Annotated in this window: 12 protein-coding genes; 11 read left to right on the forward strand and 1 reads right to left on the reverse strand. The window is 73.5% G+C overall.

Annotated elements, in window-relative coordinates; translation table 11 throughout:
• The first annotated feature begins 137 nt into the window (after nt 1-137).
• Nucleotides 138-1,664, forward strand: a complete 1,527-nt coding sequence (locus tag E4N63_RS27765) for an aspartate aminotransferase family protein (RefSeq protein ID WP_230241955.1) — start codon at nt 138-140, stop codon at nt 1,662-1,664.
• A gap of 469 nt (nt 1,665-2,133) precedes the next feature.
• On the opposite strand, the gene bldD is transcribed toward E4N63_RS27765, so the two are convergent.
• Entirely contained in the window at nt 2,134-2,634 is a 501-nt protein-coding gene (bldD, locus tag E4N63_RS27770; protein ID WP_019708725.1) for a transcriptional regulator BldD, read from the reverse strand.
• 393 nt (nt 2,635-3,027) lie between these two features.
• On the opposite strand from bldD, the gene pyrR reads away from it, so the two are divergent.
• From pyrR to gmk, 10 genes are all read left to right on the forward strand, one after another.
• Entirely contained in the window at nt 3,028-3,630 is a 603-nt protein-coding gene (gene pyrR / locus E4N63_RS27775; RefSeq protein ID WP_125627144.1) for a bifunctional pyr operon transcriptional regulator/uracil phosphoribosyltransferase PyrR, read from the forward strand.
• A 191-nt stretch (nt 3,631-3,821) separates the two neighbouring features.
• Nucleotides 3,822-4,850: an aspartate carbamoyltransferase catalytic subunit gene (locus E4N63_RS27780; RefSeq protein WP_125626456.1), complete on the forward strand. Its 1,029-nt coding sequence runs from the start codon at nt 3,822-3,824 to the stop codon at nt 4,848-4,850.
• 2 nt (nt 4,851-4,852) lie between these two features.
• Complete coding sequence (locus E4N63_RS27785; protein WP_125626457.1) at nt 4,853-6,157, forward strand: dihydroorotase; 1,305 nt, start codon at nt 4,853-4,855, stop codon at nt 6,155-6,157.
• Nucleotides 6,158-6,174: 17 nt separating this feature from the next.
• Complete coding sequence (locus tag E4N63_RS27790) at nt 6,175-6,831, forward strand: hypothetical protein (protein ID WP_374112897.1); 657 nt, start codon at nt 6,175-6,177, stop codon at nt 6,829-6,831.
• Nucleotides 6,828-7,991, forward strand: coding sequence for a glutamine-hydrolyzing carbamoyl-phosphate synthase small subunit (gene carA / locus E4N63_RS27795; RefSeq protein WP_125626458.1), 1,164 nt, complete (start codon nt 6,828-6,830; stop codon nt 7,989-7,991). The genes E4N63_RS27790 and carA overlap by 4 nt, the downstream gene beginning before the upstream one ends.
• Nucleotides 7,984-11,304 carry a carbamoyl-phosphate synthase large subunit gene (gene carB / locus E4N63_RS27800; RefSeq protein ID WP_125626459.1) on the forward strand — a complete coding sequence of 1,107 codons (3,321 nt, stop codon included), beginning with the start codon at nt 7,984-7,986 and terminating at the stop codon, nt 11,302-11,304. The genes carA and carB overlap by 8 nt, the downstream gene beginning before the upstream one ends.
• Before the next feature lie 221 nt (nt 11,305-11,525).
• Nucleotides 11,526-12,653, forward strand: coding sequence for a quinone-dependent dihydroorotate dehydrogenase (locus tag E4N63_RS27805; RefSeq protein WP_230241956.1), 1,128 nt, complete (start codon nt 11,526-11,528; stop codon nt 12,651-12,653).
• On the forward strand, nt 12,650-13,549 hold the full coding sequence (gene pyrF, locus E4N63_RS27810; protein WP_268271061.1) for an orotidine-5'-phosphate decarboxylase: 900 nt from the start codon (nt 12,650-12,652) through the stop codon (nt 13,547-13,549). Before E4N63_RS27805 ends, pyrF begins: the two co-directional genes overlap by 4 nt.
• A gap of 269 nt (nt 13,550-13,818) precedes the next feature.
• Nucleotides 13,819-14,142: an integration host factor gene (locus tag E4N63_RS27815; RefSeq protein WP_019708716.1), complete on the forward strand. Its 324-nt coding sequence runs from the start codon at nt 13,819-13,821 to the stop codon at nt 14,140-14,142.
• 61 nt (nt 14,143-14,203) lie between these two features.
• The gene (gene gmk / locus E4N63_RS27820; RefSeq protein WP_125626217.1) at nt 14,204-14,785 is read left to right on the forward strand and encodes a guanylate kinase; all 582 of its coding nucleotides are present in this window, start codon (nt 14,204-14,206) and stop codon (nt 14,783-14,785) included.
• Nucleotides 14,786-14,828: the final 43 nt, after the last annotated feature.

Consider the following 14,828-nt stretch of genomic DNA (forward strand, 5'->3'; position numbering starts at 1 on the left):
GATGCTGGCCCGCTACGACCTGACGGAGCGGAAGCTCAACGCCCTCCGCGACGCGGCGGCGCGGCGTGCCCCCGCGTCCGCCGCCGGCACCGCTCCGGACCACCGCCCCGCAGACCCCGACGCGACGGAGACGTCCCATGACCGCCCCCACCCCTTCCGCCGGTCCCGTGGCCGGAGGCGCGCCCCGGCGCGACATCCTCGACCGGCTCGACGCCCTGCGCGGAACCGATCTGCCCGTCCGCGGCGGTCGCACCATGGCGTACGTCTACGACTCCGGCCTCGACGGCGTCGAGGAACTGGCGGCGGCCGCGCAGGCGCGGTTCGCGGGGGTGAACGGGCTGGACATGACGGCCTTCCCGAGCGTCGTGGCGCTGGAGAACGCCGTCGTGGGCCGCGCCGCCCGGCTGCTCGGCGGTGGCCCGGACACGGCGGGCACCTTCACCAGCGGCGGCACCGAGAGCTGTCTGCTCGCCGTGCTCACCGCCCGCGAGCACGCCCGGCGCACCCGGGGTGTCACGGCTCCCGAACTCGTCCTGCCCACCACCGTCCACGCGGCCTTCCACAAGGCCGCCGCCCTCTTCGGGCTGCGGACCGTCTCCGTACCGGTCGATCCGGTGACGTACCGGGTCCGTCCGGAGGACATCGCGGCGGCGATCACCCCCGACACCGCCCTGGTCGTCGTCTCGGCGCCGTCCTACGCCCACGGCGTCATCGACCCGGTGGCCGGGGCGGCGGCCGAGGCCGGGCGCCGTGGGGTGCTCTGCCATGTCGACGCCTGCATCGGCGGCTGGTACCTGGGCCACCTGCGGTACGCGGACGGCGTCCCGCGGCCCCCGGCCTTCGACCTCTCCGTCCCCGGGGTCACCTCGCTCTCGGTGGACCTGCACAAGTACGGCTACACGCCCAAGGGCGCCTCCGTGCTGCTCTTCCGCGACGCGGAGCTGCGCCGGCACGGCTGGTTCGCCCACGCTTCCTGGCCCGGCTATCCCGTGGTCAACGCCACCCTCCAGGGCACCAAGTCCGCCGGTCCGCTCGCGGCCGCCTGGGCCGTGCTCGAACACATCGGCACCGACGGCTACACCGAACTCGCCCGGCGCGTGCACCGGGCGACGGCGTCCCTCGCCGCCGGGATCGGCGCCGTCGACGGCCTCCGCGTCCTGGGCCGTCCCGAGGCGTCCCTGCTCGCGGTCGCCTCCGAGGACCCCGCCCTGGACGTCTTCGTGGTGGCCGACGAGATCCGGGCGGACGGCTGGTACCTCCAGCCGCAGCCCGCCTTCGACGGCTCACCGGCCAATCTTCATCTGACCGTCACGGCGGCGGTGGCGGGGGAGGAGACGGTACGGCTGCTGCTCGCCGATCTCGCGAAGGCCGTGGAACGGGCCCGCGCGCTGGGCCCCGCCACGGTCGGCCCGGCCCTGGCGGAGGCGGCGGCCGGGCTCGACCCGGACACCCTCGGCCCCGAGGAGGTGGAACTGGCCCTCTCGCTGGCCGGTATCGGCGCGGACGGCGCGCTCCCGGAGCGGATGGCCCCGGTCCTGGCCGTCCTCCAGGCGCTGCCGCCGCGCCTCACCGAACGGCTGCTTCCCGAGGTCCTCGGGCGCCTCTACCGGCCGGAAGCCGGCGGGCCCGCACGGGCGGCGGAGAGCGGGCCGGAGGAGGGCTGACCGGCGGGGAGCCGGCACGGCGGACTCCCGGACGGGGAGGGGAGTCCGTCCAGGAGCCGGCGCGCGGACCCGGCGGCCCGTCCCGGGCCCCGGCGGAGCGCTCCAGAGCACGGGTCACGGTTGTCACCGTGCGTGAAGGCCAGCTCGCCCAGCGCGAAGGGGGCCGCACGCGGCGGCTACGGACGGCAGGGCGCGGCCTCGCGCCCGGCAGCCCCTGCCCGGCGGCTCGGCGGTGGCCCGACGGCGGCCCGGCGGCTTCGCGGGGGCCCCGGTGCCCGTACGGCGGTCGGCCCCGCGGGCCGCGCGCACGGCCGCACGCCGGCCGGAACGGCGGCCGGGAACACCCGCGGGGCGGCCGGGAACACCCGCGGGGCGGTGGAGAGCGTACGGGCTCCCCACCGCCCCGCGGGAACGGTCTCAGCGGTGGGCCGCGGTCCCGCCGGCCGCGGCGAGGGGGCGCCGCGGAGGGTCAGGCGTCCTCGTGCTGCACGGCGCGGCGGGCGTCCGCGTCCAGCACACCCCAGCTGATCAGCTGCTCGGTGAGCACCGAGGGGGACTGGTCGTAGATCACCGCGAGGGTGCGCAGGTCGTCCTGGCGGATGGAGAGGACCTTGCCGTTGTAGTCGCCGCGCTGGCTCTGGATCGTCGCGGCGTACCGCTGGAGCGGTCCGGCCTTCTCCTGCGGCACATGGGCGAGCCGCTCCAGGTCGAGGACCAGCTTCGGCGGCGGTTCGGCGGCGCCCCCGGGCGTGGTGCCCGGCAGGAGCTCCTGCACGGGGACGCCGTAGAAGTCCGCCAGCTCGGCAAGACGCTGCACGGTCACCGCACGGTCGCCCCGCTCGTAGGAGCCGACGACGACGGCCTTCCAGCGGCCCTGGGACTTCTCCTCGACTCCGTGGAGGGAAAGGCCCTGCTGGGTGCGGATGGCGCGAAGCTTGGCTCCGAGCTGTTTGGCGTATTCGCTGGACATATAGCTCCCCGGACGAATTGGTAACTCACTGTGATGTTACGCAGCGTAATTCTGCTTCGTCAAGCGGAGGGGGTCCCACCGAGGTCCGGCCCGTACGCGGGGCGCCTCCGCCGGGCCCCCGGACCCGTCCCCGGTCCCGGGCCCGGACCGCTCCGCGGCCGACCTGCGGCCCTCCTCCCGTACCGCATCCGTACGAGCTCTACTACGGTCCGGCAGGCTTCCGCGCTCACGGGCCCGGCCGGCCCGCCGGTCCCGCCGGTCCCCGGTCCGGCACCGGGGGCGGCCCCCGCCCCGGGCCGCCGCCCGCCGTGCGCCCTGGTATCGTTCACCGGGCACGATCCCCGACGTCCTTTAACATCCGTCCCGTGAGGCGGAGAAGGAGGTCCGTTTCCCATGGACGCATCCTCAGTCGTATCCGGTGAATCCGGCCCCCCGGTCCCGCCGGCCCGCCCCGTGCTGGAGGCCCCGGACATCGCCCGGGTCCTGACCCGCATCGCGCACGAGATCGTCGAACGCGCCAAGGGCGCCGACGACGTCATACTGCTCGGCATCCCCACCCGCGGTGTCTTCCTCGCCCGCCGCCTCGCGGCCAAGCTGGAGGAGATCACCGGCCGCCCGCAGCCCGCCGGTTCGCTGGACATCACCATGTACCGCGACGACCTGCGGCTCCGCCCGGCCCGCGCGCTCGCCCGCACCGACATCCCCGCCGACGGGGTCGACGGCAAGCTGGTCGTCCTCGTCGACGACGTGCTCTTCTCCGGCCGGACGATCCGCGCCGCCCTCGACGCCCTCGGCGACATCGGCCGCCCGCGCGCCGTGCAGCTCGCGGTCCTCGTGGACCGGGGCCACCGCGAACTGCCGATCCGCGCCGACTACGTCGGCAAGAACCTCCCCACCTCGCTGCGGGAGACGGTCAAGGTCCAGCTCACCGAGGAGGACGGCCGCGACAGCGTGCTCCTCGGCCGGCGCGGCACCGTCCCGCCCGGCGAGCGGTAGCGCCCCGCGCCCGGCCGGGCCCACGCACGGCGCCCCCACGGCGCCTGCCGCGCCGCCCGCGCCGCCGTGCCGGAACCTCTGCTTCCGGCCCACACCCGGGCCGGCCGGCGAGGCCGGACGGGCCCCGACCGCCCCGGCCCGCGCCGGGACCGAAGCCCGTCCCCGCACACCCCGAATCCCCGGAGCACCGGATGCAGCGCCACCTCACCTCGGCCGCGGATCTCACCCGTGACGACGCCCTCCTCGTCCTCGACACCGCCGAGGAGATGGCCCGGGTCGCCGACCGGCCGATCAAGAAGCTCCCGACCCTGCGCGGCCGTACGGTCGTCAACCTCTTCTTCGAGGACTCGACCCGGACCCGGATCTCCTTCGAGGCCGCCGCCAAGCGGCTCTCCGCCGACGTCATCAACTTCTCCGCCAAGGGCTCCTCGGTCTCCAAGGGCGAATCGCTCAAGGACACCGCGCTCACCCTGGAGGCGATGGGGGCCGACGCCGTCGTCATCCGCCACCACGACTCCGGCGCCCCGCACCGTCTCGCCACCTCCGGCTGGATCGGCGGCTCGGTCGTCAACGCCGGCGACGGCACCCACGAACACCCCACCCAGGCCCTGCTGGACGCCTTCACCATGCGCCGCCACCTCGCGGGCGCCCCGGACGGCGGCCCGGTGCCCCACGGCGCGCCCGGCGACGGCACGGGCCGCGACCTGGCCGGCCGCCGCATCACCATCGTCGGGGATGTGCTGCACAGCCGTGTCGCCCGCTCCAACGTCCATCTGCTCACCACCCTGGGCGCCGAGGTCACCCTCGTCGCCCCGCCGACCCTGGTGCCGATCGGTGTCGGGAACTGGCCCTGCGAGGTCTCCTACGACCTGGACGCCGTCCTCGCCAAGTCCGACGCCGTGATGATGCTCCGCGTCCAGCGGGAGCGGATGAACGCCGCCTTCTTCCCCACCGAGCGCGAGTACGCCCGCCGCTACGGTCTGAACAGCGACCGGATGGCCCGGATGCCCGGCCACGCCATCGTGATGCACCCCGGCCCGATGAACCGCGGCATGGAGATCACCGCCGAGGTCGCCGACTCCGAGCGCTGCACCGCCGTCGAACAGGTGGCCAACGGCGTCAGCATCCGGATGGCCGTGCTCTACCTGCTGCTCGGCGGTGCCGGACCGGCCGTCACCGGCACCCCTGACACCACCACCCGCACCGAGGAGAACGCCTGACCATGAGCGCCACGAGCGAGCCGAAGAAGACCCTGATCCGCGGTGCGCGCCTCCTCGGCGGCGAGCCGCTGGACGTCCTGATCGACGGCGGCACCGTCGCGGAGACCGGCACCGGCCTGAACGCCCCCGGCGCCACCGTCGTGGAGGCCGCCGGGCAGGTCCTGCTGCCCGGCCTCGTCGACCTCCACACCCATCTGCGCGAGCCCGGCCGCGAGGACTCCGAGACCGTCCTCACCGGCACCCGGGCGGCGGCGGTCGGCGGCTACACCGCCGTCCACGCCATGGCCAACACCTTCCCCGTCGCCGACACCGCCGGCGTCGTCGAGCAGGTCTGGCGGCTCGGCCGGGAGTCCGGCTACTGCGACGTCCAGCCGGTCGGCGCCGTCACCGTCGGCCTGGAGGGCAAGCAGCTCGCCGAACTCGGCGCCATGCACGACTCCGCCGCGGGAGTCCGGATCTTCTCCGACGACGGCAAGTGCGTCGACGACGCCGTGATCATGCGCCGGGCCCTGGAGTACGTGAAGGCGTTCGACGGCGTCATCGCCCAGCACGCCCAGGAGCCCCGGCTCACCGAGGGCGCCCAGATGAACGAGGGCACGGTCTCCGCCGAGCTCGGCCTGGGCGGCTGGCCCGCCGTCGCAGAGGAGTCGGTCATCGCCCGCGACGTGCTGCTCGCCGCGCACGTCGGCTCCCGGCTGCACGTCTGCCACGTCTCCACCGCCGGCTCCGTCGAGATCATCCGCTGGGCCAAGTCCAAGGGCTGGAACGTCACCGCCGAGGTCACCCCGCACCACCTGCTCCTCACCGACGAACTCGTCCGCTCGTACGACCCCGTCTACAAGGTGAACCCGCCGCTGCGCACGGAGGCCGACGTCACGGCCCTGCGCGCGGCCCTCGCCGACGGCACCATCGACTGCGTCGCCACCGACCACGCCCCGCACCCCCACGAGGACAAGGACTGCGAGTGGGGCGCCGCGGCCATGGGCATGGTCGGCCTGGAGACCGCGCTCTCCGTCGTCCAGCACACGATGGTCGACACCGGGCTGCTCGACTGGGCGGGCGTCGCCGACCGGATGTCCTTCCGCCCGGCCGCCATCGGGCGCCTCCACGGGCACGGCCGGCCCGTCGCCCCCGGTGAGCCCGCGAACCTGACCCTGCTCGACCCCGCTTACCGTGGAGTGGTGGACCCCGCGGGCTTCGCCTCCCGCAGCCGCAACACCCCCTACCAGGGCCGTGAGCTGCCGGGACGTGTGACGCACACCTTCCTGCGGGGCCGCGCGACGGTCGTGGACGGGAAGCTGGCGTGACGGTGACAACGGCAACACTGACAACTCTGACGGCGACGGCGCTGGCCGCGACGCCCTTCGCGGACCTCGCCGCGGAACCCCGGTCCCAGGAGGTCACCGACTGGGCCGACCGGATCGGCTGGGTCGTCGGCCTGCTCCTCTTCGTGGCGCTGCTGTACTGGCTGATGCGCCAGGGCTGGAAGTGGCGCGGAACCCTTCAGTCCGACCTGCCCGAGCCCGCCGCCGTCCCCGAGCGCGGCACGGAGCCGGACGGCCGGCCGGACGGGCGTGCGGACGAGCAGCCGCGGCTCACGCTCACCGGCCGCTACCACGGCTCGACCACCGCCGGGCAGTGGCTCGACCGGATCGTCGCCCACGGCCTCGGCACCCGCAGCCGCGCGGAGCTCACCCTCACCGACGCCGGCCTCGACGTCGTGCGCCCCGGCGCCCGCGGCTTCCGCATCCCGGCCGGCGACCTGCGCGGGGCCCGCCTCGACAAGGGCATCGCCGGAAAGGTCCTCACCGAGAACGGCCTGCTGGTGATCACCTGGGAACTCGGCGGGAGACTCCTCGACTCCGGCTTCCGCGCCGACCGGGCGGCCGACCACGCCGCCTGGGTCGAGCGCGTCAACGAACTCTCCGGTGGCCCCATCGACGTAGCCGCCATCCGGCACGACAAGGAAGGCGCAGCATGACGACCTCGTCCCGCGGGGCCAGGACCCCCGCCGTACTCGTCCTGGAGGACGGCCGCAGCTTCCGCGGCCGCGCCTACGGGGCCGTGGGGGAGACCCTCGGCGAAGCGGTGTTCTCCACCGGCATGACCGGCTACCAGGAGACCCTCACCGACCCCTCGTACCACCGGCAGGTCGTCGTGATGACCGCCCCGCACATCGGCAACACCGGCGTCAACGACGAGGACCCGGAGTCCGGGAAGATCTGGGTGGCCGGCTACGTCGTGCGCGACCCCGCCCGCACCCCGTCCAACTGGCGCTCCGTGCGCACCCTCGACGAGGAGCTGTCCGCCCAGGGCGTCGTCGGCATCAGCGGCATCGACACCCGGGCGCTCACCCGCCATCTGCGCGAGCGCGGCGCCATGCGCGTCGGGATCTTCTCCGGGGACGCGATCGCCGACGAGGCCGCCCTGCTGGCGCGGGTGCGTCAGGCGCCCGCGATGAAGGGCGCCGACCTGAGCGCCGAGGTGGCCACCACCGAGCCGTACGTCGTCCCGGCGATCGGCGAGAAGCGCTTCACCGTCGCCGCCATCGACCTCGGCATCAAGGGCATGACCCCGCAGCGCATGGCCGAACGCGGCATAGAGGTGCACGTGCTGCCCGCCGACGCGAGCCCCGAGGACGTCTACGCCGTCGGCCCCGACGGAGTGTTCTTCTCCAACGGCCCCGGCGACCCGGCCGCCGCCGAGGGCCCCGTCACCCTGATGCGGTCCGTCCTGGAGCGGAGGACGCCCCTCTTCGGCATCTGCTTCGGCAACCAGATCCTCGGACGCGCCCTCGGCTTCGGCACCTTCAAGCTGAAGTACGGCCACCGGGGCATCAACCAGCCCGTGCAGGACCGCGCCACCGGCAAGGTCGAGGTGACGGCGCACAACCACGGCTTCGCCGTGGACGCGCCGCTGGACGCCCCGTCCGACACCCCGTACGGCCGCGCCGAGGTCTCCCACGTCTGCCTCAACGACGACGTGGTGGAGGGGCTGCGGCTGCTGGACCGCCCCGCCTTCAGCGTCCAGTACCACCCGGAGGCGGCGGCCGGCCCGCACGACGCCGCCTATCTCTTCGACCGGTTCGTCGAGCTCATGCGCGACAACAAGCACCACACCCCGGAGGACCAGCGTGCCTAAGCGCACCGACATCCAGTCCGTCCTGGTCATCGGCTCCGGCCCGATCGTCATCGGCCAGGCCGCCGAGTTCGACTACTCCGGCACCCAGGCCTGCCGCGTCCTCAAGTCCGAGGGCCTGCGGGTGATCCTGGTCAACTCCAACCCGGCCACGATCATGACCGACCCGGAGATCGCCGACGCCACCTACGTCGAGCCGATCACCCCCGAGTACGTCGAGAAGATCATCGCCAAGGAGCGCCCCGACGCGCTGCTGCCCACCCTCGGCGGCCAGACCGCGCTCAACACCGCCATCTCCCTCCACGAGTCCGGCGCGCTGGAGAAGTACGGCGTCGAGCTGATCGGCGCCAACGTCGAGGCCATCCACAAGGGCGAGGACCGCGACCAGTTCAAGGACGTGGTCGCCGCCGTCAACGCGAAGATCGGCCACGGCGAGTCGGCCCGCTCGGTGATCTGCCACTCCATGGACGAGATCCTCGCGGGCGTCGGCGAGCTCGGCGGCTACCCGGTCGTCGTCCGCCCCTCCTTCACCATGGGCGGCGCCGGCTCCGGCTTCGCCCACGACGAGGAGGAGCTGCGCCGCATCGCCGGCCAGGGCCTCGCCCTCTCGCCGACCACCGAGGTGCTCCTGGAGGAGTCCATCCTCGGCTGGAAGGAGTACGAGCTGGAGCTGATGCGCGACAAGCACGACAACGTCGTGGTCGTCTGCTCCATCGAGAACTTCGACCCGATGGGCGTCCACACCGGCGACTCCATCACCGTCGCCCCGGCGATGACGCTCACCGACCGCGAGTACCAGATCCTGCGGGACATCGGCATCGCCGTGATCCGCGAGGTCGGCGTCGACACCGGCGGCTGCAACATCCAGTTCGCCGTCAACCCCGAGGACGGCCGGGTCATCGTCATCGAGATGAACCCGCGCGTCTCGCGCTCCTCGGCGCTCGCCTCCAAGGCCACCGGCTTCCCGATCGCCAAGATCGCGGCCCGGCTGGCGGTGGGCTACACCCTGGACGAGATCCCCAACGACATCACCGAGAAGACCCCGGCGTCCTTCGAGCCCACCCTCGACTACGTCGTGGTCAAGGCGCCCCGCTTCGCCTTCGAGAAGTTCCCGGCCGCCGACGCCACTCTCACCACCACCATGAAGTCGGTCGGCGAGGCCATGGCCATCGGCCGCAACTTCACCGAGGCGCTGCAGAAGGCGCTCCGCTCGCTGGAGAAGAAGGGCTCCCAGTTCGACTTCGCCGGCGACCCGGCCGCGCCCGGCGACAAGAAGGCGCTGCTGGAGACGGCCGTGAAGCCGACCGACGGCCGGATCAACACCGTCATGGCGGCCATCCGCGCCGGGGCCACCCGCGAGGAGGTCTTCGAGGCCACGAAGATCGACCCCTGGTTCACCGACCAGCTCTTCCTCATCAAGGAGATCGCCGACGACCTCGCCGCCGCGCCGAAGCTGGAGCCGGAGCTGCTGGCCGAGGCGAAGCGGCACGGCTTCTCCGACGCCCAGATCGCCGGCATCCGGGGACTGCGCGAGGACGTCGTCCGCGAGGTCCGGCACGCGCTGGGCGTCCGCCCCGTCTACAAGACGGTCGACACCTGTGCCGCCGAATTCGCCGCCCGCACCCCGTACTTCTACTCGTCCTACGACGAGGAGACCGAGGTCGCCCCGCGGGAGAGGCCCGCCGTGATCATCCTCGGCTCGGGGCCCAACCGCATCGGCCAGGGCATCGAGTTCGACTACTCCTGCGTCCACGCCTCCTTCGCGCTGCACGACGCGGGCTACGAGACCGTCATGGTCAACTGCAACCCGGAGACCGTCTCCACCGACTACGACACCTCCGACCGGCTCTACTTCGAGCCGCTCACCCTGGAGGACGTCCTGGAGATCGTGCACGCCGAGTCGCAGGCCGGCCCGGTCGCGGGCGTCGTCGTCCAGCTCGGCGGCCAGACCCCGCTCGGCCTGGCCCAGGCGCTCAAGGACAACGGCGTGCCGATCGTCGGCACCTCGCCCGAGGCGATCAACCTCGCCGAGGAGCGCGGCGCCTTCGGCCGCGTCCTGGAGCAGGCCGGGCTGCCCGCCCCCAAGTACGGCACCGCCTTCTCCTTCGACGAGGCCAAGGCCATCGCCGCGGAGATCGGCTACCCGGTCATGGTCCGCCCCAGCTACGTCCTCGGCGGCCGCGGCATGGAGATCGTCTACGACGAGCCCTCGCTGGGCGAGTACCTCACCCGGCACGCCGGCCTCATCTCCGAACACCCGGTCCTGGTCGACCGGTTCCTCGACGACGCCATCGAGATCGACGTCGACGCGCTCTACGACGGCGAGGAGCTCTACCTCGGCGGCGTCATGGAGCACATCGAGGAGGCCGGCATCCACTCCGGCGACTCCGCCTGCGCGCTGCCGCCGATCACCCTCGGCGGCTTCGACATCAAGCGGCTGCGGGCCTCGACGGAGGCCATCGCCAAGGGCGTCGGCGTCCGCGGGCTGATCAACATCCAGTTCGCCATGGCCGGGGACATCCTGTACGTCCTGGAGGCCAACCCGCGCGCCTCGCGCACCGTGCCCTTCACCTCGAAGGCCACCGCCGTCCCGCTGGCCAAGGCCGCCGCGCGGATCTCCCTGGGCGCCACCGTCGCGGAACTCCGCGCCGAGGGCATGCTCCCGGCGCGCGGCGACGGCGGCACCCTGCCGCTGGACGCGCCGATCTCCGTCAAGGAGGCCGTGCTGCCCTGGAGCCGCTTCCGCGACTCCTCCGGCCGCGGCGTGGACACCGTCCTGGGCCCGGAGATGCGCTCCACCGGCGAGGTCATGGGCATCGACTCGGTCTTCGGCTCGGCCTACGCCAAGTCGCAGGCCGGCGCGTACGGGGCCCTGCCCACCAAGGGCCGCGCCTTCGTCTCCGTCGCCAACCGCGACAAGCGGGCCATGATCTTCCCGGCCCGGGAACTGGTCGGCCTCGGCTTCGAACTGCTCGCCACCTCCGGCACCGCCGAGGTGCTGCGGCGCAACGGCATCAACGCCACCGTCGTCCGCAAGCAGTACCAGGGCGCGGGGCCGCACGGCGAGAAGACCATCGTCCAGCTCATCCACGACGGCGAGGTGGACCTCATCGTCAACACCCCCTACGGCACCGGAGGGCGGCTCGACGGCTACGAGATCCGCACCGCCGCCGTCGCCCGCGGCGTCCCCTGCCTGACGACGGTGCAGGCCCTCGCCGCCGCCGTGCAGGGCATCGAGGCGCTGACCCGCGGCGACATCGGAGTCCGCTCGCTGCAGGAACACGCCGAACACCTGATCGCCGCGCGCGAGGAGTGAGGCGGGGGAGGGGGACACCGGCGCGGTGTCCCCCTCCGCACGAGCCGGGCCGCTCCCCGCACCGGCGGCGTGAGCGGGGGCGTGGGTCCCACGTCGGGCGCCCGCCGCGCCCGCGCTTCCGCACCCGCGCCACCGGGTCCGCCCGTACCCCGCCCGCCGCCGCTCCCAGCGGGCCGCCGCCCGCCGCCCGTACCGCTCAACTCCCGCAGAAACGGCCCGAGATGTACGCCCTCCTCTTCAACCTCCTCTTCCGCCGCCTGGATCCCGAGCGCGCCCACCACCTGGCCTTCGGCTGGATCCGGCGCGCCGCCCGGGTCCCCGTGCTCCGCACGCTGCTGGCCGCGCTGCTCGCCGCCCGCCGCCCGGAGCTGCGCACCACCGCCTTCGGCCGCGATATGCCCGGCCCGTTCGGGCTCGCGGCCGGCTTCGACAAGAACGCCACCGGCATCGACGGCCTGGCGATGCTCGGCTTCGACCATGTGGAGATCGGCACCGTCACCGGCGAGCCGCAGCCCGGCAACCCCGCGCCCCGCCTGTTCCGCCTGGCGGTGGACCGGGCCCTGATCAACCGGATGGGCTTCAACAACGACGGCTCGGCCGCCGTCGCCGCGCGTCTCGCGGCCCGCGCCGCCGCCCGCCGGGGCCGGCGCGGGGTGACCCTCGGCGTCAACATCGGCAAGACCAAGATCGTCCCGGAGGGCGAGGCGGTCGCCGACTACGTCACCTCCACCGAGCGGCTCGCCGCCCACGCCGACTACCTCGTCGTCAACGTCTCCTCCCCGAACACCCCCGGCCTGCGGAACCTCCAGGCCACCGAGCAGCTCCGTCCGCTGCTCACCGCCGTCCGCGAGGCCGCCGACCGCACGGTCCCCGGCCGCCGCGTCCCGCTGCTCGTCAAGATCGCCCCGGATCTGGCGGACGAGGACGTGGACGCCGTCGCCGACCTCGCCGTCGACCTCGGCCTGGACGGCATCATCGCCACCAACACCACCATCGCCCGCGAAGGCCTGGGCCTGCGCACCCGCCGGGACCTCGTCGAGTCCATCGGCGCGGGCGGCCTCTCCGGCGCCCCGCTGAAGGCCCGCTCCCTGGAGGTGCTGCGCCGGCTGTACGCGCGCGTGGGCGACCGCGTCACGCTCGTCGGCGTGGGCGGCGTGGAGACCGCCGACGACGTCTGGGAGCGCATCCTCGCCGGCGCCACCCTCGTCCAGGGCTACAGCGCCTTCGTCTACCAGGGCCCGCTCTGGTGCCGGCGCGTCCACCGCGGCCTGGCCGCACGCCTGGCCGCGAGCCCGTACGCCACCCTCGCCGACGCCGTCGGCGCCGACACCCGGAAGGCCGCCGCATGAGCTCCCCGGACCAGCCGAGCCACGACCCGGACCCCGGCCACCACCCGGATCCGGGCGACCGCTCCGAGCCCTTCGGCGCCCGGCTGTGCCGGGCCATGGACACCCGCGGGCCGCTCTGCGTCGGCATCGACCCGCACGCGTCGCTCCTCGCGGACTGGGGACTGAACGACGACGTCGCCGGCCTGGAACGCTTCACCCGCACGGTGGTCGACGCCCTGGCCGACCGGGTGGCCGTCCTCAAACCGCAGTCCGCCTTCTTCGAGCGGTTCGGCTCCCGGGGGATCGCGGTGCTGGAACGGGCCGTCGCCGACGCCCGCGCAGCCGGGGCCCTGGTGCTGATGGACGCCAAGCGCGGCGACATCGGCTCCACCATGGCCGCGTACGCCGACACCTATCTGGCCAAGGGCAGCCCGCTGTTCTCGGACGCGGTGACCGTGAGCCCGTACCTCGGCTTCGGCTCGCTGCGCCCCGCGCTCGACCTGGCCCGGGAATCCGGCTGCGGCGTCTTCGTCCTGGCGCTCACCTCCAACCCGGAGGGCGCGGAGGTGCAGCGGGCCCGCACCCCCGGCGGCCGCTCCCTGGCGCAGGTGATGCTCGACCACATGGCGCGGGAGAACGCCGGTGCCGCGCCGCTGGGTTCGGTCGGCGCCGTCGTGGGGGCGACGCTGGGGGAGACGGGGGCCGATCTGGCCATCAACGGACCGCTCCTCGCGCCCGGCATCGGGGCCCAGGGGGCGACGCCCGCCGACCTCCCCGGCGTCTTCGGGCCGTCCGTCTCCCACGTGGTGCCGAGCGTCAGCCGGGGGGTGCTGCGGCACGGGCCCGGTCCGGCCGGACTGCGGACGGCGGCGGCGCGCCTGGCCGACGAGGTGCGGGCGGCCGTAAACCCTGCATGAGGCCCGGTCGGAGGCCCGGCGGGGCGGCGGCCCCCGCTTCGTTGAACAATCCTGGCCGAAAGTAGGGGTCTTATGTCTGGATTGTCCATATCAACAGAGTCTGACCAGGACTTTTCGCCTGTTCTCGCTGACTCGGGCGGCCCGGACCGCTAGTCTCCGTCGAGAGCGCTCGCATCAATGCGGCGCTCACCGCCCCGCAGGCAACGGCGGGGTGGCCGGTTTCACGATCCATCCGTATCCGACAGTTCGATATCCGAGGTGACGTAGGCGTGGCTCTTCCGCCCCTTACCCCTGAACAGCGCGCAGCCGCGCTCGAAAAGGCCGCCGCGGCTCGCCGGGAGCGCGCCGAGGTCAAGAATCGGCTCAAGCACTCCGGTGCCTCCCTGCACGAGGTCATCAAGCAGGGCCAGGAGAACGACGTCATCGGCAAGATGAAGGTCTCCGCACTCCTGGAATCCCTGCCCGGCGTCGGCAAGGTCCGGGCCAAGCAGATCATGGAGCGGCTCGGCATCTCCGAGAGCCGCCGGGTCCGGGGCCTCGGCTCCAACCAGATCGCCTCTCTCGAGAGGGAGTTCGGCGGCACGCACGCCTGAGGAGTCTCCGGCGTGACGCCCGGGGTTCTCCGGTACTCCCGGGAAGCTGGATAATCACCGCATGAGTGAAGCAGTCTCCCGGGGGGCGACCCGCCGCCCGCGACTGACCGTGCTCTCCGGCCCCTCCGGGGTCGGCAAGAGCACGGTCGTCGCCCATATGCGCAAGGTTCACCCCGAGGTGTGGCTCTCGGTCTCCGCCACCACCCGCTCCCCGCGCCCCGGCGAGCGGGACGGAGTGCACTACCACTTCGTGCGGGACGACGAGTTCGACAAGCTGGTGGCCAACGGCGAGCTGCTGGAGTGGGCCGAGTTCGCGGGCAACCGCTACGGCACCCCCCGGCGCGCCGTCCTCGAACGGCTGGCGGCGGGTGTGCCCGTCCTGCTGGAGATCGACCTCCAGGGCGCCCGCCAGGTGCGCGAGGCCATGCCCGAGGCCCAGTTGGTCTTCCTGGCCCCGCCGGGCTGGGACGAGCTCGTCCGCCGCCTGACGGGCCGCGGCACCGAGCCCCCCGAGGTCATCGAGCGCCGGCTGGAGGCGGCCCGGGTCGAGCTCGCCGCCGAGGAGGAGTTCGACACCACCCTGGTCAACACCTCGGTCGAGGACGTCGCGCGTGAGCTGCTAGCCTTGATGCAGGTAGGCTGATCCATTCCATCCTTTTCACCGTTACCGGCGGCTCCTCCCCGGT

The sequence above is a fragment of the Streptomyces sp. MNU89 genome (assembly GCF_020982505.1).
Taxonomy (GTDB): Bacteria; Actinomycetota; Actinomycetes; order Streptomycetales; family Streptomycetaceae; genus Streptomyces; species Streptomyces xinghaiensis.